The 16,832-nt window shown below is 37.4% G+C and carries 21 protein-coding genes and 1 pseudogene; 8 read left to right on the plus strand and 14 right to left on the minus strand.

The window, feature by feature from the left end:
* Positions 1–384: 384 nt before the first annotated feature.
* The 8 genes and pseudogenes from fliP to MIDI_RS02260 form a co-directional block, all read right to left on the minus strand.
* Positions 385–1,128 carry a flagellar type III secretion system pore protein FliP gene (gene fliP, locus MIDI_RS02225; RefSeq protein ID WP_041185381.1) on the minus strand — a complete coding sequence of 248 codons (744 nt, stop codon included), beginning with the start codon at positions 1,126–1,128 and terminating at the stop codon, positions 385–387.
* Complete coding sequence (locus tag MIDI_RS02230) at positions 1,118–1,372, minus strand: hypothetical protein (RefSeq protein ID WP_041185382.1); 255 nt, start codon at positions 1,370–1,372, stop codon at positions 1,118–1,120. Before MIDI_RS02230 ends, fliP begins: the two co-directional genes overlap by 11 nt.
* Positions 1,373–1,571: 199 nt before the next feature.
* Positions 1,572–3,042 (minus strand): annotated as a pseudogene (locus MIDI_RS02235) (type IV secretory system conjugative DNA transfer family protein); the annotation flags it as partial.
* A 263-nt stretch (positions 3,043–3,305) separates the two neighbouring features.
* On the minus strand, positions 3,306–4,295 hold the full coding sequence (gene virB11, locus MIDI_RS02240) for a P-type DNA transfer ATPase VirB11 (RefSeq protein ID WP_148234102.1): 990 nt from the start codon (positions 4,293–4,295) through the stop codon (positions 3,306–3,308).
* Positions 4,286–5,764 (minus strand): TrbI/VirB10 family protein, encoded by a 1,479-nt coding sequence (locus tag MIDI_RS09695; RefSeq protein ID WP_013950964.1) that lies wholly within the window; start codon positions 5,762–5,764, stop codon positions 4,286–4,288. The genes virB11 and MIDI_RS09695 overlap by 10 nt, the downstream gene beginning before the upstream one ends.
* Before the next feature lie 45 nt (positions 5,765–5,809).
* Entirely contained in the window at positions 5,810–6,499 is a 690-nt protein-coding gene (locus MIDI_RS06260) for a TrbG/VirB9 family P-type conjugative transfer protein (RefSeq protein ID WP_148234103.1), read from the minus strand.
* A 7-nt stretch (positions 6,500–6,506) separates the two neighbouring features.
* The gene (locus MIDI_RS02255) at positions 6,507–7,214 is read right to left on the minus strand and encodes a VirB8 family type IV secretion system protein (RefSeq protein WP_013950966.1); all 708 of its coding nucleotides are present in this window, start codon (positions 7,212–7,214) and stop codon (positions 6,507–6,509) included.
* Positions 7,215–7,257: 43 nt separating this feature from the next.
* The gene (locus MIDI_RS02260; protein ID WP_013950967.1) at positions 7,258–7,881 is read right to left on the minus strand and encodes a superoxide dismutase; all 624 of its coding nucleotides are present in this window, start codon (positions 7,879–7,881) and stop codon (positions 7,258–7,260) included.
* A gap of 153 nt (positions 7,882–8,034) precedes the next feature.
* Between MIDI_RS02260 and MIDI_RS02265 the strand changes: the two genes are divergently transcribed.
* From MIDI_RS02265 to MIDI_RS02300, 8 genes are read left to right on the plus strand one after another with little or no spacing between them, the layout of a single operon-like run.
* A complete protein-coding gene (locus MIDI_RS02265; protein ID WP_013950968.1) occupies positions 8,035–8,952 on the plus strand; it encodes a complex I NDUFA9 subunit family protein in 918 nt (305 codons plus the stop codon).
* Between the two features lie 3 nt (positions 8,953–8,955).
* Positions 8,956–9,312: an NADH-ubiquinone oxidoreductase subunit NDUFA12 family protein gene (locus MIDI_RS02270; RefSeq protein WP_013950969.1), complete on the plus strand. Its 357-nt coding sequence runs from the start codon at positions 8,956–8,958 to the stop codon at positions 9,310–9,312.
* Positions 9,305–9,865 (plus strand): outer membrane lipid asymmetry maintenance protein MlaD, encoded by a 561-nt coding sequence (gene mlaD / locus MIDI_RS02275; protein WP_052567671.1) that lies wholly within the window; start codon positions 9,305–9,307, stop codon positions 9,863–9,865. Before MIDI_RS02270 ends, mlaD begins: the two co-directional genes overlap by 8 nt.
* Before the next feature lie 3 nt (positions 9,866–9,868).
* Positions 9,869–10,378, plus strand: coding sequence for a DUF2155 domain-containing protein (locus tag MIDI_RS02280; protein ID WP_013950971.1), 510 nt, complete (start codon positions 9,869–9,871; stop codon positions 10,376–10,378).
* Positions 10,379–10,410: 32 nt separating this feature from the next.
* Positions 10,411–11,292, plus strand: coding sequence for a tRNA pseudouridine(55) synthase TruB (gene truB / locus MIDI_RS02285; protein WP_013950972.1), 882 nt, complete (start codon positions 10,411–10,413; stop codon positions 11,290–11,292).
* A 9-nt stretch (positions 11,293–11,301) separates the two neighbouring features.
* The gene (gene rpsO, locus MIDI_RS02290; RefSeq protein ID WP_013950973.1) at positions 11,302–11,571 is read left to right on the plus strand and encodes a 30S ribosomal protein S15; all 270 of its coding nucleotides are present in this window, start codon (positions 11,302–11,304) and stop codon (positions 11,569–11,571) included.
* A gap of 51 nt (positions 11,572–11,622) precedes the next feature.
* Positions 11,623–13,965 carry a polyribonucleotide nucleotidyltransferase gene (gene pnp / locus MIDI_RS02295; protein ID WP_013950974.1) on the plus strand — a complete coding sequence of 781 codons (2,343 nt, stop codon included), beginning with the start codon at positions 11,623–11,625 and terminating at the stop codon, positions 13,963–13,965.
* Positions 13,966–13,985: 20 nt separating this feature from the next.
* Complete coding sequence (locus MIDI_RS02300) at positions 13,986–14,705, plus strand: RNA methyltransferase (RefSeq protein ID WP_041185384.1); 720 nt, start codon at positions 13,986–13,988, stop codon at positions 14,703–14,705.
* A gap of 195 nt (positions 14,706–14,900) precedes the next feature.
* On the opposite strand, the gene MIDI_RS09260 is transcribed toward MIDI_RS02300, so the two are convergent.
* From MIDI_RS09260 to MIDI_RS09705, 6 genes are all read right to left on the minus strand, one after another.
* Positions 14,901–15,047: a hypothetical protein gene (locus MIDI_RS09260; RefSeq protein WP_160162209.1), complete on the minus strand. Its 147-nt coding sequence runs from the start codon at positions 15,045–15,047 to the stop codon at positions 14,901–14,903.
* Positions 15,048–15,134: 87 nt separating this feature from the next.
* Positions 15,135–15,314 carry a transposase gene (locus tag MIDI_RS06875; protein ID WP_237697432.1) on the minus strand — a complete coding sequence of 60 codons (180 nt, stop codon included), beginning with the start codon at positions 15,312–15,314 and terminating at the stop codon, positions 15,135–15,137.
* Positions 15,236–15,412, minus strand: coding sequence for a hypothetical protein (locus MIDI_RS09265; protein ID WP_237697410.1), 177 nt, complete (start codon positions 15,410–15,412; stop codon positions 15,236–15,238). Before MIDI_RS09265 ends, MIDI_RS06875 begins: the two co-directional genes overlap by 79 nt.
* Positions 15,394–15,666 carry an intracellular growth attenuator family protein gene (locus tag MIDI_RS07845; protein ID WP_148234105.1) on the minus strand — a complete coding sequence of 91 codons (273 nt, stop codon included), beginning with the start codon at positions 15,664–15,666 and terminating at the stop codon, positions 15,394–15,396. The genes MIDI_RS09265 and MIDI_RS07845 overlap by 19 nt, the downstream gene beginning before the upstream one ends.
* A 488-nt stretch (positions 15,667–16,154) precedes the next feature.
* The gene (locus tag MIDI_RS09700) at positions 16,155–16,286 is read right to left on the minus strand and encodes a hypothetical protein (RefSeq protein ID WP_272940983.1); all 132 of its coding nucleotides are present in this window, start codon (positions 16,284–16,286) and stop codon (positions 16,155–16,157) included.
* On the minus strand, positions 16,267–16,401 hold the full coding sequence (locus tag MIDI_RS09705) for a hypothetical protein (protein WP_272940984.1): 135 nt from the start codon (positions 16,399–16,401) through the stop codon (positions 16,267–16,269). The genes MIDI_RS09700 and MIDI_RS09705 overlap by 20 nt, the downstream gene beginning before the upstream one ends.
* Positions 16,402–16,832 lie beyond the last annotated feature (431 nt).

The following is a 16,832-nucleotide window of genomic DNA, read 5'->3' on the forward strand; positions in this document are numbered from 1 at the left end:
ATTCATGGAAGAAAGCCTTACAAGTGTTTATTGGTCTTTTCGTTAGTGATCTCGCACTTAATATTGCTAAAGAAATTGCTAAATATGTAGGCAATGATAAGTTTCGGCTATGCTATGACTATGATAATTATGAAAAAATCAATTTATCCTCTTTCAGATTGCTTAAACAGTTTGAGAAGTATCTCCTGCTAAATAAGGAGGCCCCCCATACAGTAATCAATAGTAAATGCGCAGCGGGGTGAAGTGCAGGTTGGCAGTGTGCAGCTCCGATTATTACCTATGATGATTATTATTATGAAACTGAGAATTATGTATGATGAAGTTATCTATTTTTATTTATGTGACCAAGGTTATCTAGCAGCGTTCAGGAGTTATAATTCTTGCCTATAGACCATAGCTTTTAACTAAGCTACCGCAAAGCATATACCAACCATCAATAAGTACAAAAAAGATAATCTTGAAGGGTAATGAGATAACTACAGGAGGCAACATCATCATACCCATAGCCATGAGAATAGATGAAACTAGCATATCGATTACTAAAAAAGGTAAGAATATAAGAAAGCCAATTTCAAAAGCTTTTTTAAGCTCGCTAATCATAAATGCAGGGATCAATACATGTAGTGGTATGTTTTCCTTTAAGGCTTCTTCGGCTTCCAGTCGAGCCATATTAGAGAATAGTGATAAATCTTTTTCTCTTACATTATCTAACATAAAATCACGGAAAGGATTAGTTATATTTTGTAATGCTGCTGCTTCTTTAATTGTATTTTGCATTAACGGATAAAGGCCATTCTCATACGCTTTTTCAAAAGTTGGAGCCATAATAAAGAAGGTTAAAAATAGCGCTAGGCTTATAATGACAGGATTAGGAGGGGTCTGCTGTAAACCAACCGCCGTTCTGACAAAAGACAGTACTACAGAAATTTTGGTAAAAGAGGTAACCATTATTAATATTGATGGTGCAATACTCAATATGGTAATCAAGCCTATAAGCTGAATTATTTTGGCGCTCATTAAATCGCTCTTACCTAAATCGATAGTCAAGGACTGAGCATGACTATATGTTCCTTCAAGCAATAAAGTTAAGAAGATAGCAAGCGTTAGCAACAATGTTTTAGCTTTCATTTATTGTATCTATAAGCAGGTTATTATTTTCACTTAAAAGCAAAACGTATTTACTCTTTTTACGTTTTATTAAAGCTATTTTATTTTTGTTATCAACTAAAAGTATTTCTTGAATAAAAATTTCTCTTTTAGATTTTTTCATGCTAGTCGCTTGGACATACTTTATTATTAGTCCTATACATATAATCAATGCGATAATAGCTATAAATGAAAAAAAAGCTTTGATGTATAAATCAAATTCCATAATTATCGTATCTATTATTGAAAATTATACCAATTCCTCGCCGCACAAAGAGTAAGGAACAGGCGCATAGGCAATACCTGAGCTTTGAGAGACGAGGTGAGGTCGTTAAAAGGGATTCATTATTGATTAGTAACTGCTTCAGCAGAGTTAGCATCATTACCGTCTTCGGCATTGGTTTTTTTAGATTGTAAGCTTTCTTTAAACTTTCTTGGATCAAAAGGCTCTTGTTGGGGTACAGGAGTTGCCTTAAGTAACCTACTTTTAAAGAATTTTTCTTCATAATATTTTATCTTTTTAGATTTGATAGGCGGACTAGACTCAATTAAGATAATCTGTTCATCGCGAGGTAATCCAATCACTTCTTGTGGCAAAAGTAAAGCACGTTGCGTTTGAGAGACATTTAAAGACCTGGAGGCGGGATTGAAGTCTAAGAATTTAGGTTTACTGGTTGAAACTTGGTCAACGGTTTTATTACCAACTAACTGGGATATAAGGTTTGCAGTTTCAACGTTATTAGCAGCAAATGTTATCCTATAAGTGGTATTTGATAAGAATGAATTCATACCGTGTTCTTCATAGATACCTTTGAGCTGCTCTGTATCTTGGATGATTAAAAATAGTCTAACGTGATACCCTCTAAAATATGCGATACCAGTCATAAACTGTTCCATTTTTCCAAGAGTTGGGAATTCGTCCATCATAAACATAACACCATATGGCTCATCTGGTCCTGGCATTTTTCTTGATAAAAATTCCGTACATTGTTGGTAAAATACCTGCATTAATGGTTGCAATCTTTGCAGGTTATCAGGGGTTAAACCAACATAAACTGTAGTGAGCTTTTTCTTGAATTCTGAAACATTAAAGTCGCTGCTTGCGGTTGCTGTATCAATTAGAGGATTAGCCCATAACTCAAGATTAGAGTTCATTGTAGAAATTACCCCCGACCTTTCTTTATCAGCTTTTTGTAAAAAGGCGGCTATATTCATATAGGCAACTGGGTGTATATCATTTCCTAAAGTATCTAAAACTACAGCTAGATTGTAAACTACGTCGTCACTTCTCATAGTGCGTACAACTTCACCAAAAGACCTAATTTTATCTTTTGCAGCCACTAAATATAAAACCACACCAACGAATAAAGAGCGCGCTTCGTTATTCCAAAATTCTTTTTCTGGCATAATTAAATTTGCAATCTTTTGCACATCATCCACCATCTGACCTGGCTTCGTACTAATCCAATCTATTGGGTTGTAGCAGTGTGTAATTCCATCAGGGTTAGCAGGATTCCAGCAATAGACTTTCTGCCCCATTTTTTGCCGCCAACCGCTTGTTAACTCATAGTTCTCGAGTTTAATATCATGAACAAACACTGAATCTTGCCAATAAAGTAGATTAGGAATGACAAATCCAACACCTTTACCAGAGCCGGTTGGAGCAAATAAAAGGGCATGTTGATAACCGCTGGCTACTAAAAATCCTTTTTTATCTCTACCAATTAGCATCCCTTTTTCGGTCCTTAACCCAGCTTTTTTGATGTCCCCTTCAGTTGCCCACCTAGCGTCGCCATGTATTGATTCAGGTTTTTTGAAAGGTCTAAGTTCATATATGGCCCCTCTATAATGCCAAGCAAGAGATACATACAAGAAGATAGGAGTAATTACGCTAAATATGTATCTTAGGGCAAAGTATTTATTGTAATCGAGTGTAATAACGTTGAAATAATCATACCACCAAATTCCATAAGTAATTAAATAGGAAAAAAGGAGTAAATGACTTTATAAACATAGGATTTAAAATATGGCCGCTACCAAATTCGCTCCATGCAAAAATAAAGCCCCCCCAAATAAATGCAAAGGAGCAACAAAGTCATAAAAGACCCAAAGGCGATAATGAAATTTTTAATTGTGTCACCCATAAGATAAACCCATTTTTAATGTTGTGCGCCTTTGAAGTAAATCTCAGATACGTATCTTCTTCCTTTGGCGCCTCTCTTTAACTGTACTACAATATCAACGACATTCAATATATATTCCTTAATTTGATCAGGAGGCATACCAAGGCCCGCTTGCATTACCATTAGTTTTAACTGTTCTAGTGCCATCTTAGGAGTGTCAGCGTGTAAAGTAGAAATCGAACCCGGGTGCCCGGTATTGATAGCTCTTAAAAAACTGAAGGCATCAGCCCCCCGTAGCTCACCCACGATTATTCTATCGGGTCTTAACCTTAAGCAGGCTTCTATTAAGTCTTGAGTGGTAACTTTAGCTCTACCTTGGCCGCCCTTAGAGGCAAGTAGATGTATTCTATTCGGATGATCTTTTAGGTCAATCTCCCTAGCATCTTCGCAGGTGATAATCCTTTCCTCAATAGGTATAGCTCTAAGCATGGCGTTGGTAAACGTAGTTTTACCAGTTGAGGTACCACCACTTATTATTATATTTTTCTTTCTTAATACCGATTCTAATAAAAAGTTTTTGATATCTTTTTTGATCAGTAAATCTTTAAGTACAAGAGTATTATTATCAACCTCTTCTTCAACTGCAATATTATCAAAAGTCCCTAATTCTTCATAGCCGTCAAGATCCAAGTTCATTGAAGAGGGCTTTCTTATAGACATACCTATAGTTCCTGGCTCACAGGCAGGAGGAATAACAATTTGTATCCTAAATCCAGTTGGCAATGTAGCCGACAGAAGAGGGGTTTCTTCGCTAATAGTTTGCTCGGTTGACTGAGCAATTAACTGTGCAAGCTCTCTTAGGTGATTAAAATCCAATTGGGTAAGGACTTCTTGCCTAATATCTCCTTTTTTTTCCACCCAGGCTTCTGCTGGTCTATTAATAGATATTTCATTTACTCCCTCTTCGGCAAAGAGATTTTTTAATGGTTCTAGATAAGTTTCTAACGCTGCTAAACTCATGGTAATACCGTCCTGCTACCTGCTATACTTGTTGGAAAAATTAAATCCTTTTGTACCAAAATATCGACTACAGTACCCTGATCGATGCTAATAGTCGGTTTAGATGAAAAATTATTTTTTACTGTATCTGAAGCTAATTTACTAAAATCTTGGGCGGCTTGCTGTAGAGTAAAATCTTTAGCTGTGCCAGTATTGGTAGTAGTTGTACCGATGCCTCCTGTAGATGTCGAGGTTGAAATCTGGTTGTTGCCAGAGCCTGAAAGCTGCTGGGCCCCAAGTGGAATAACATAAGAAACCAAGAAAGCATTAAGAAGCTGAGAGAAGAATTTACTATCTACCTGGCCTACAGCCCCAGCTCTACCAAGAGCGTCGGTTCCTGCTGATTCAATAGCTATATCTACTCCATCCGGCCGAATTAACCTATTCCACATTATACTAACTCTGGTTTGTCCGGGTTTAACCTCTGATTCATAAGTACCAACAAGGCGAGAACCTTTGGGTATTAAAACATTATTACCTGACTCAGAATAAACATCACGCGTTACAATCGCTCTTAACGTACCAGGTATATCTGTATTTATAGCAGTTTCTAGAACAGAGTTAATTATCTTTCCTTGCAAGATAGTTCTATTTAAGTCAGAGACTTTTGTAGCTACGACTTGGGGGGCTGAAGATTTACCTACAGATTCTTTATCTAAAGAGCCATTACCAAACCCTAGGAACTCACTTTTAGAAGACTTCTTAGCAGTATCATCTTCTTTATTGTTTTTATCATTTTTATCAAGTTCTAAACTTCCTGCTCCTCCTTTACCACTGCCTGTGACCATAATTCCTGCTTTACGTTTCCGTTCAAGCATTTTTTTTCGCTCTTCAGCGCTCGAATCAAAGGGATTAAGTGGCACGGAAGGGGAGCCTGCTCCACTGTTCGGGGCTGTTTGTATAAAAGGAGGTAATGGGGGAGCAGGCGGTGTAGATTTATTATTGTTTATAATTACAGGTGCAGGAGGTGCAACTGGCACTGGAGCTGGTGGCGGAGCGGGTGGGGTAGGATCTGCAACTGGCAAAGGATCAGGTAATTTAGCAGGCTGTACTACATTCGTGTTGTCGTTGACCGCTACCTTTGGTAGCGATATTGATTGTTTTACTATCTCTTCTTTATTGGCTTCTATCTTTTTGTTATAGTCATCTTTTTGCTTATCGGGGGTCGGAGTGCCGCTAAAAAAAAGAAAATAAACTAATGCTCCGATTGCCACTAACGACAGTAAGCCTACTAGCTTTTTATGATCGGAGTTAATTGCGACTGAAGAGAATTGCTCTTGCATATTATTTTTAGCAGCTTTTATACCATCAATTTTATTACCGCCACTAACTGGCTGTTGGGAACTGCTTGGATTAGAGTTTCCTCCAGGGGTTTCGGGCTGAGATTTTGTTTCAACTACTGGATTAGAAGAATCCTGATCATTTACTTTTTCCATTGCTCTGTCCAACCAATTTGTTATTAATTATTTCCACTTTTTTGATTATTTAATGAAATAAGAAAAGAAGTGCCGGTAGTATTTACTAAAATATAATCTTTTAGCTTTTTTGGGAGCAGTTTTAATAAGGTTGCTGCCTATTTTATTTTCAATGACCGGAACCTTATCTAAATTCTTAGGAAATTTGAAATAGGTATTAATTCCATCGTCAAAGACTTTTGTTGGGGCTAAGAACACTGGCCCGCTAATTTTATAATCAAAATTGTAAGGTTGTATTGCTGGTATCGTATCATTTTCAGCAACTACACTTGATGTTTCTGGAGATATTATATCTTGATTCTCATCCGGGTAAAAAAACCTTACCACGTAAACCAATTCATCATCTGTCAATCCCGCTAGATCTTTAGATTGTAATTCAAATTGGTACGTGCGTTTATTAGTTATTAAAGTCATATTGGTAAGAATATTTTCCTCCAAGGGTTTGATAAATAGCCGGCGACCGAGGGGTGATAATTGCCAAGCATAGTTATTACCTACTGATATAGTTTGTATTTCCTCTCCATCCGCAAATTCTATATTGGTCTGATAACCATAGTGGACTGCTATTCTAAACACCTCATTTTGGCTATAAACGAATGTTCTAATCCTGCTATCTGTAGCTATAGGCTTATCCAATAGGGCATTCGCAGTTTTAAAAACAAAAAGGACACAAACGATCAAAGTAATGTATCGCATAAATAAGCTACTGAATTCTCTCATCCTCTATCCTATATAACTTAACCCTAAAACCCAAAGGATTTATTAATCTTTCCTCATCGTTCATTTCAATGTTCTGAAAATCAAATTCAATGAAAACTATTTTATCCATCTTCATATTCATTAAACCAGTAACTTCCATTGAAATTCTAACTTGAGCAGAGGAGTCATTAGTAAATATCATGGATTTTAATTTAACAGTTCGACTACTACCTTGAGAGTATAAATTATAGGGGCTTGTCGGATTAGCCATACTATATTTTGGCCTGTAGTCGCCAAAGTATACTTCTGGGGTTGATAATACCCTCACAGTGGTTGTATAATTATATGTATACGTCGAAGGAAAATATTCTTCTCTTGCTGTTATATATCTCCAGACAAAATAACGTTTTACGGACACATTAGCGGAATATGCCTCAATTGTTACTGGATCAACCACGGTTGGTACGCCTGTTTTTCTCTCTATTTCAATGATGAAGGGCTCTATAGATCTGGTGCTTCTGACATATCTGATCACGAAAACGGAAAAGGTAATTATTACCAGCGACGCGACTGATATGACAAATAAAAGATTACGCTGGATAACGGTGCTTTCGTACCTCTCTTTATACCAGTTACGTAGTACCGCTACGTCCGAAGGCGTGGCAACCCCTTGTTTATTCTTTAGTCTTGCAAAAAAATCCTTTAATCCCATGGCTCATTTTTTAATTGGTTTGCCAGGGACTAGTAATTTGTAATTAGCACCTAGCAAAAATTTCTTCTGCAAACTGCCAATTCACAAGATGATCCAAAAAGGCAGTGATATAATCAACTCTACGATTTTGGTAATCTAGGTAATATGCGTGTTCCCAGACATCAATAGTAAGCAGAGCCACTTGCCCATGCACCATTGGCAAATCAGCATTTCCAGTTTTTGTTACTAATAAGCGTCTCTGATCCTTGTCCCAGATCAGCCACGCCCACCCGCTGCCAAATCGCGACAAGGCAGCTCTACTAAATTCTGCCCTAAAATTATCGTAATTGTCAAAGTCTCTTTCAATTTGTCTTAGTAAATTACCCGTTGGGGCTCCGCCGCCACCTTGGCGCATACAATGCCAATAAAAGGTGTGGTTCCACACCTGAGCGGCATTATTAAATATTGCAATTTCTGCTATTTCATTAGCCGTCTCTTTTATAATTTCTTCCAAAGAGAGAGAGGAAAAGTGACGATCTTTTATTAAATTATTTAAATTTGTTACATAGGTCTGATGATGTTTTTCATGGTGGAAAGATAATGTGTTAGCTGAGATTGTGGGCTCGAGAGCATTTTTTGCATAAGGGAGGTCTGACAGTTTAAAGGGATATTTCTCTTCTTTATTCATTTTTTATTCTCTTAAAAATTAAAACAATTTGTAAATTTACTGATTAATAGTGCTTAATTTAACAGCAAATGAATTGACCAGTTAATTTATCTTTAATAGTATAAAATGAAATTTGCAAGCTATAAGCGTACTTATTGAATCGGTTTTAAGGCAATGGATATTGATGAAAATAGTAGAGTAGTAATTTTTGGTGGTAGTGGATTCGTTGGACGTTATGTAATAAGAAGACTAGCCAAAACTAATGCTAAGATAATTGTAGTTGGAAGATCAGCAAGTTTTAGGCAGGATTTATCTCTGATGTGTTCTGTTGGTCAAGTATCTTTTCAAAAAGTACCGAATTTAAAGATGGAGTGGCAGGAATTACTTGCAGGATCAACTCACGTGATAAATCTAATTGGAATTTTGTTCCAAACGAAAAAGGAAACCTTTCAATCAGTGCATATTGAGCTAGCAGAAAAGATAGCACATTTTGCAAGGCTAAATAATGTTTCAAGGCTAGTGCATATCTCAGCTCTGACTTGCAAAACTAGTAAGTCAGATTATAGTATGAGTAAAATTTCAGGTGAAAGTGCGGTATTGAACGAATTCCCCGAAGCGGTAATATTGAGGCCTAGTGTAATATTTGGTTCTGAAGATAGATTTCTAAATTTATTTGCTAGAATTATAAGATATTCATTTTTTGTTCCAATGGTTGTTCTGGGAAAGACGAAATTTCAACCTATATATGTTGATGATGTGGCTGCGTCAATAGAGAAGTGCTGTAACTTGCCTGATTCGCAAGTTGCGGGCAAAATATTTGAAATAGGAGGAAAAAAACAATACTCGCTAAAGCAGCTATTTAAGCTTATTGCGTCTTTAATAAATAAAAGAAGGATATTTATACCTTTACCATTCAGCTTATCTTTATTAGTGGCATATGTTTTACAAACTATTTTGCCAACTCCAATATTGACTGCTGATCAAGTTAAGTTTTTAAAGAAAAGCAGTGTAGTAACTTCTGAGAACGCCTTAGAAGAACTTGGGATCAAGCCTCAAAGTTTAAATTTTATTTTAGCAAGATATATTAAATAATTTATGACATTTGCAACAAAATTATATACCAAATTGTTCGGAGAGCAGGTAGGTCAAGATGAGTTTGGCAATATTTATTTTAGAAGTACTAGAATGCTTAGAGATTTTGGTAGAGAGAATAGGTGGGTCTGTTATAATGGTTTACCGATTGGGAGCAAAGTACCGAGTGCATGGTTTTTGTGGCTACACTACCAGGCTGATTTGCCACCCAACAAAAACGATGCTATACATAAGAGTCACCATTGGGAAAAAAATCATATGCCCAATTTAACTGGGACGAGTTTTTCTTACTCTCCAAATAAGACTGACAAAAGATTGAAGCAAAGTTATAAACCATGGAGGCCGGCGGTAGATGAATAAAAGTGTTGTGGAGACGATAGTTGGATTAATTGTTTTGTTGTTGGCAATTGGTTCGGTAGTTGTTGCCTATAAGGAAGGGGGATTTTTTGCTGTTGATGAGAATAGCTATATCATAAAAGCTGAATTTGATAAAATAGATGGAGTTAGCGTTGGTTCTCCCGTAAAAATAAGTGGTATAACGGTCGGTAAGGTTGTTGGGCAATCTATTGATGAAAAAACCTATCATGCCTTAGTACAAATGAAAATAAAGCAAGATATTAAATTGCCGATAGATACCTCTGCTGAAATAATCGGTCTTGGGCTGATGAGCGATAAATATATATCACTCGTTCCAGGATCAGATGGGAAGTATTTAAATAATGGTGGAGTGATAGAATTCACTCAATCATCGTTAAGTCTTGAATCTTTAATAGGTAAATTTATATTTGGTGGGGCTGAAAAAAAAGCAGATTCCAAAGATAATAATATTGAATTGAAAGAGGGATACACTGATCAGGGGAGAGGCCATAACAGCATATCTGATGAAATTGATTCGATGAATATCCCTGGCTAAAAGATGCTACTAAAAAAACTTTCTATTTTTTTATTTTATTATTCGGCTTTTTTAAATATAGGGTCAGCTGAGGTAAAACAAGAGAATAAGTCGGTATTTTCTATATTTGAGCAGGAAAATGCTTCTTTAGATGATAATAAAAGTATTTGGATTAATCCGGACGAAGAGAACGGAAGTAATACTATGTTAATTCCTAAGGAAGCTGCAATCAATAAAGATTGTAAAATTGCTAATTTAAAAGTTGTAGACGTAAGCTTTGGCAGAATAGTGAATTTAAAAAATAAAGTAAATGAAAGAATTGAGTTTGCTAATCTACAGATACAAGCAAAACGTTGTGTGCAAGAGGTAGGTGTTAGTTTATCCTCAAACTACAAAGCTTTTATTGAAATAATTGAGAGAGATACAGGTGTTGTAGTATTCAACGGTTGGATATTTTCTGGTTATAAATCATTTGCTCAGCCAATTTACGGCAATTATTTTTTTACTTTGAACCGGTGCTCAATGACAGAATAAACGGCTGGTTTATTATAGATAAACCACAAGGAATGAGTTCAGCAGCTGCAATTAATAAATTGAAGAGATTTGTTAAGCCTAGTAAGATTGGACATACAGGAACCCTCGATCCATTTGCTTCAGGCATGCTCATTGCAGCAATTGGCGAAGCTACAAAGCTTGTTGATTATGTAATGGATCAAGAAAAAACTTATGGATTTTCAATAAAATGGGGAACAAGTACGGATACGCTAGATCTAACCGGATCGGTAACCCAAGCATCTGCGGTTATTCCAACATTAGTAGAGATTACAGCTTGCGTAGAAGAATTCAAACATAGTTCTATAATAAAACAGCAACCCCCTAGATATTCTGCTCTACATATAAATGGGAAAAGAGCTTATGGAATGGCTCGAGCAGGCCAGGAGTTTTCTTTGGTTGAAAGAGAGGTGTTCTTGAGGGGCATAAAGCTAATTAATCATGTAAATGACACGACGACTTTTGAGGTGAGTTGCGGCAAAGGTTTTTATGTAAGATCTCTTGCCAGAGATATTGCAGATAAATTAAGAGCTTGCGGCCATGTTTCATATTTAAGAAGGATCAAGATTGGTAAATTTACACAATTTGATTCAATAAAGCTGGATTATTTATTACAGTTAGTGCATAATGCTCGCCAGCTTGAAGTGCTTTTTGATTTTTTGCAGCCAGTGAACGCTCTGCTGGACGACATCTTAGTCTTGCGTATTAATGAACAAGAAGTCAAGGCATTACGTCAAGGAAGAAGAGTTCAGATAAAGAACTTAAATTACCGTGAGGGCCAAAGGCTTGTTGTATATGATATTACAGGGGGGGAGGTTGTAGCGGTTTGTATTTTTAAGGATTCTGAATTAATTCCTAAACGGGTTATTAATGATTATAGATTCAAATTAAAATAGGAGAAAACGATGTCGATTACTAAAGAAAAGAAGAGTAGTTTAATAAAAGAATTTGCTAAGAATAATAATGATACGGGCTCTGTTGCAGTACAGTGTGCTGTACTTACAGAACAAATTAATAATTTAACATCGCATGCCCAACAAAACCCCAAAGATTTCCAATCAAGAAGAGGTTTGCTAGTTATGGTAAATAAGAGAAAGAGACTTTTAGCTTATTATAAGAGAGTTAATGAGTCTGCACATCAAGATTTAATAGCTAAGTTAGGTTTAAGAAAATAAATTATTTTGGGATACTGCGAACCATAAGCAGTAAATTAAAGAGGATACTAAATGTTTGATATTATCAAAAAACAAATAGAGTGGGGAGGGGGCACGCTCACTCTAGAAACTGGTAAAATAGCCAGACAAGCAAGTGCGGCTATTGTTGCAACTATGGGAGAAACAGTAGTTTTATGTACGGTGGTTGGAGAGAAAGAATCTGCGGTTGACGCAGGCTTTTTGCCGCTTACTGTTCATTACCAAGAAAAGTTTTATGCCTCTGGAAGAATTCCAGGTGGTTTTATAAAAAGAGAGAACAAACCAAGCGAAAGAGAGGTCTTAGTCTCTAGGTTAATCGATAGACCTATTAGGCCTTTGTTTCCTGAAGGGTATCATAATGCTGTGCAGGTTATATGTACTGTACTTTCTTATGATGGAGTTAATGATCCAGACATACTTTCTATAATAGGTACTTCTGCTGCTCTAGCGATCTCAGAAATTCCATTTACTGAAGCAATTGCAGCTGCAAGGGTAGGCTATAAAAACGGAGAATTTACTTTAAATCAAAGTAAGGATTTAGAGTCCAGCTTAGAGTTGGTGGTTGCTGGAACTAAAGATTCAATTTTGATGGTTGAATCAGAAGCAAAGGAATTACCTGCATCTGTAATGCTTGAAGCGGTCATGTATGGTCAAGAGGCATTTAAGCCGGTGATTAAAATGATTAATGCTTTGGCTAAAGAAGTTAAAAAAGAAAAATGGAAATTTGAAGTAGTTGGCCACAAAGAGTTATCTAAGAAAGTAAATAGCTTAGTTGGTAAGAGCTTAAATCAAGCATATCTTGAGCCGCATAAACAATTAAGATATAACTTAGTTGATGAGGCGAGAAAGAAAGCTCTAAGTGAGCTGGTTTCTGAAGAGATTGCTGAAAACGCAGTTAGAACAGAGTTTAACTCAATGTGCTATAAAATTGTACGCAATATGATTGTAAAGGACAAGAGACGTATTGATGGTAGAAACTTAGAGCAAATCAGGCCTATAAATTGCGAGCTTGATTTACTGCCAAGAGCTCATGGCTCGGCGTTATTTACCCGCGGAGAAACCCAAGCCCTTGTTGTGACCACTATAGGCACCTCTCAAGATGAGCAGATGAGTGATGATTTATTAGGGAATAAATCTGACCACCTTATGCTTCATTATAATTTTCCTCCTTATTCAGTCGGTGAGGCAAGCGCATTAAAGGCTCCTGGAAGAAGGGAAGTAGGACATGGTAAACTCGCTTTGAAGGCAATCGCAGCAGTTGTGCCTTCGAAGGAAGTGTTTCCTTATACCATTCGGGTAGTTGCTGAAATTACTGAATCAAATGGTTCGTCCTCTATGGCGACAGTTTGCGGAGCATCGTTATCGATGATGGCAGCTGGCATTCCCATTACTAAGCCGGTAGCAGGGATTGCCATGGGTTTAATAAAGGATGGCGATAATTTTGTAGTTTTGTCAGATATCATGGGAGATGAAGATCACTTAGGTGATATGGACTTTAAGGTGGCTGGCACTAGAGATGGTATTACTGCGTTGCAGATGGATATAAAGATTGGCGGTATTGGTCAGGAAATTATGGAAGTTGCTTTGGATCAAGCCATGAAGGGGTTAAATCATATTTCTTCTGAAATGGCTAAAACTATTGAAAAGGCTAGAGAAGAAGCAAGCCCTTATGCTCCTAAAATTGTTAGTATTCAAATTGATAAGGACAAGATCAGAGAAGTAATAGGCTCTGGCGGTAAGGTGATTAGGGAAATCTGCGAGAAAAGTAGTGCGAAGATAGATATAGAAGAAACCGGCAAGATAAATGTTGCAGGTGTAACAGCTGAATCTATAGAAATTGCCCTTAAAATGATTAATGATATTGTTGCAGTCCCAGAAATTGGCAAGGTCTATGAAGGCACAGTAACAAAACTAGCTTCTTTTGGAGCTTTTGTTAGATTTTTGGGAGCTATGGAAGGATTGCTTCATATCAGTGAGATTGCTAATGAAAGAGTCGAAAACATTGAAGATGTCTTATCAGAAGGTGAATCAGTTACCGTTCAAGTGATTGGTTTGGAAAGAAATGGTAAAGTACGTTTAAGTATTAAAAGTATTATAAACGGCGGCGAGAATGGGTATGAAAGCAGCTCTAGCTTCGGAAGCACAGAGAGAGCTCCCAAAGATAAATCTTCTGATAGATCTTCTAAATTCGGTCGCAAAGGCGGGCACGGTAGAGAGCGTGGCGGTGAAAGGGGAGGCCGTCGTCGTGAAGAAGGACGCGGCGATATAGGCAGCCGCGGCGAAGGCCGTAGTGATAGGGGAAATCTTGAAGATAAAAGATCTGGCAGAAAAAATGATAATTCTGATGAAGGGCAGAAACGCAGGAGATTCTTCTAATTCTCAAAATATTTTCTATCATGCATTCCAGTATTTTTGTCATACTGATTGAACCTCAGATGGGAGAAAATATAGGAGCAACAGCCAGGGTTATGAGTAACTTTGGCTGTTGTAATTTACGCATAGTTAATCCTCGAGACGGGTGGCCTAACCAGAAGGCGTTAGAAATGGCTGTACACGGGAAGTTTGTTGTTGAACAAGCAGAAATATTTCAAGATATCAGATCAGCAATCGCTGATATAAGCTACCTTATCGCAACAACAGCTAATACTAGATATTTAGCAAAAACGGTTAACGGCCCAAGCGATAGCGTGCAGAAGATTGCTCAGCATCTTGATTCTAAACATTCAATAGGGTTAATGTTCGGCAGAGAAAGAAGCGGCCTTACAAATGAAGAAATATCTTTTGCAGATGAAATTGTACGAATCAGGACTTCAAGAATTAATCCATCCTTAAATTTAGCGCAAGCGGTTTGTATCATACTCTATGAACTGTCAAAACTTGATCAATCCAACACCAACGAATTTAATTTGACTCAGAAAGCCACCCAAGCAGAGATATCATATCTTATTAAACACTTAGAAAGTGAGTTGGATGCAGCAAATTTTTTCCAAGTCCCTGAAAAGAAGGAGGGCATGATGCAAAATATAAGAAATATTATTATGCGTATGCATCCCCATTCTCAAGATGTGAGAACATTAAGGGGTATTATTAAAGCTATAAGGAAAAATGGGACTTAGAGATTGCTTCATATAGAGAGAGGTGTTGCTTACATCATAATGCAGTGATTCCAAACGAGTGTTCGGTTTTGCAATAGTTATCGCTATCTGTTTCATAAAGAGTAGCATCCCAAGCAACTCTAGCCGTAGATAGCTCTGTTTCTGCAGCCCATTCTAAGTAACCTCAGTTTGACGTTAAGGAGTATGCCCGTGAGCCTATTTTTCCATGAGATAATATTGGGTTGAAGACATAAGCCAAGAGCCCTGAGAAAGAGGTCTGCCAAGAAATTGTTTGGCGAGCGATGCCGGTGTGTGCTGGATTTGGCAAATCTCTTTCAATTGTCCGATGGCTGTTTCAATCAATCCACGCCCTCGCAAGAAGCAGTTGTTTAAAAGCCGCAAGCTGGTTTGTTTTCTTAAGCCGTGTGATGAGCTCAATACCTTGATTGCTCAGTGTTTTTGCTTATATACCACCGATCTCCGAATAGAAGGCCTGTCGAATATTGAGTCAGTTTTTTCGACAACGGCTCGATCATCTGTATTACCCGAAGTCAGTATGAATGACATAATCTCTCCTTGATCATTGAGGCCAAAGAACCATCCGGGTCGACGTTTCCCACGCTGAGCGATGCCTTTAAGGACCTTATTACGGCTAGTACGTGAGTTATGACAAACCTTTTCCAGCTTTTTGTTGAGTCAACGTACCTGTTTATTTCCCTTTGCAGCAATTCAGCAGAATGACCAACGGAATGACCGCGTCTCGCATCAGCTCAACAAAGCGATTGTAGCTGATAAGCTTCGGCAATCCCTCTCTGAGAGAGATTTGAACACAGTTTAGGTAAAAATCTTTGAATCCGGTAATGCCCTCAAATGAAACAAAACGAGGATCGTTATAACTTCGGAAAGCATCATCCCAGACTCTCGTTCCCTTTGTCTCTGCGAGTTTCTTAAGGATCTTTGGTACGTGAGTTGTCGCTTGCAAAACTCACCGATCGAACAGAATATTTCAATTAAGAGAACCATTTTCCTTATTTATCGTGAAATTGAGAGAAACTTAATGGTTACACAGCTTCTTTGAAGCCATATCAGATAATTTCTTTAAAACTTACCTCAAACTGGGGTTAAATAATATTTATTTTTGCCAAAAAGAATTTAGTTGAATATAAGAAGAGGCATTGCTACCATACTCCATCCTTAAAAAAATAAAGTAGAAGAGCAAATGCACGGTTTTATATCTATAAAGGGCGCCAAAGAACATAACCTTAAGAATATTAATAATTGATGTCCCAGCCTTTGTTTCGTGATGGTGCGTGGAGATTTTTATAGTATTCGTAAACGCTGTAATCATCTGTACATGCTCAATTTTATAACGTTCCTCAAAGCCTAAATGACAGGTTCAGGTAGGTTGCCTTGCTCCCCGTCCACCTACTTCAAAATCAATAATTTCACCCGCTCCTCTATCAACAGCAATCAATATAAAGGTGTACTCCCACTTCCATTCTTTGGTCTTTTTTTATATGTGCACAGCTCGTCAATCTCTAGGACCTCGATATCCTTAAGTGACTTTGTGCTGTTGCAGCTCTTATCTAACTTTTCTTGCACATAGCGCCCCCCGTCCTTCGATCCATGAAGATATTTGGCTGTTATGGATTTTCCCAGTCAGTCTCTCTATCATCCTAATTCCACAGTCCTCAAGGTTAGGTTTTAAGTCTATCATTCATAGTGTATTCTGCCGCTTATCACCTTCTCGGTAATTCTTTTTGCAATTCTTGCACCTATTACCTCTTGCTGTCCCTATACCACACCATTCTTCACCTGCTCGCTAGAGCCGCAATATTTACACTTAATTGTCATTTCTACTCCACCCATTCTACTACGAAGATATCATACCATCTTGTTGCTGTCTATAATTACCAGGCATTGCCAAGGGGCGCATATCAATTAGTGATATTATGGAGCATTTATATGGTAAAATTGCGAGATGGGTTACTAATATTGCTTCTATATTTACGTCTATTGGGTTAGTAGCGCTACAGGCTACTGCCATGGGCTATATCATTCATTATTTTTTCCAGATCCCAAAACTTCTTATGGTACAATAGTCAGTACTTCAATATTAGCATTATACTCAGGGCGGGATACGTGCCG

It is taken from the genome of Candidatus Midichloria mitochondrii IricVA, from assembly GCF_000219355.1.
GTDB lineage: Bacteria > Pseudomonadota > Alphaproteobacteria > Rickettsiales > Midichloriaceae > Midichloria > Midichloria mitochondrii.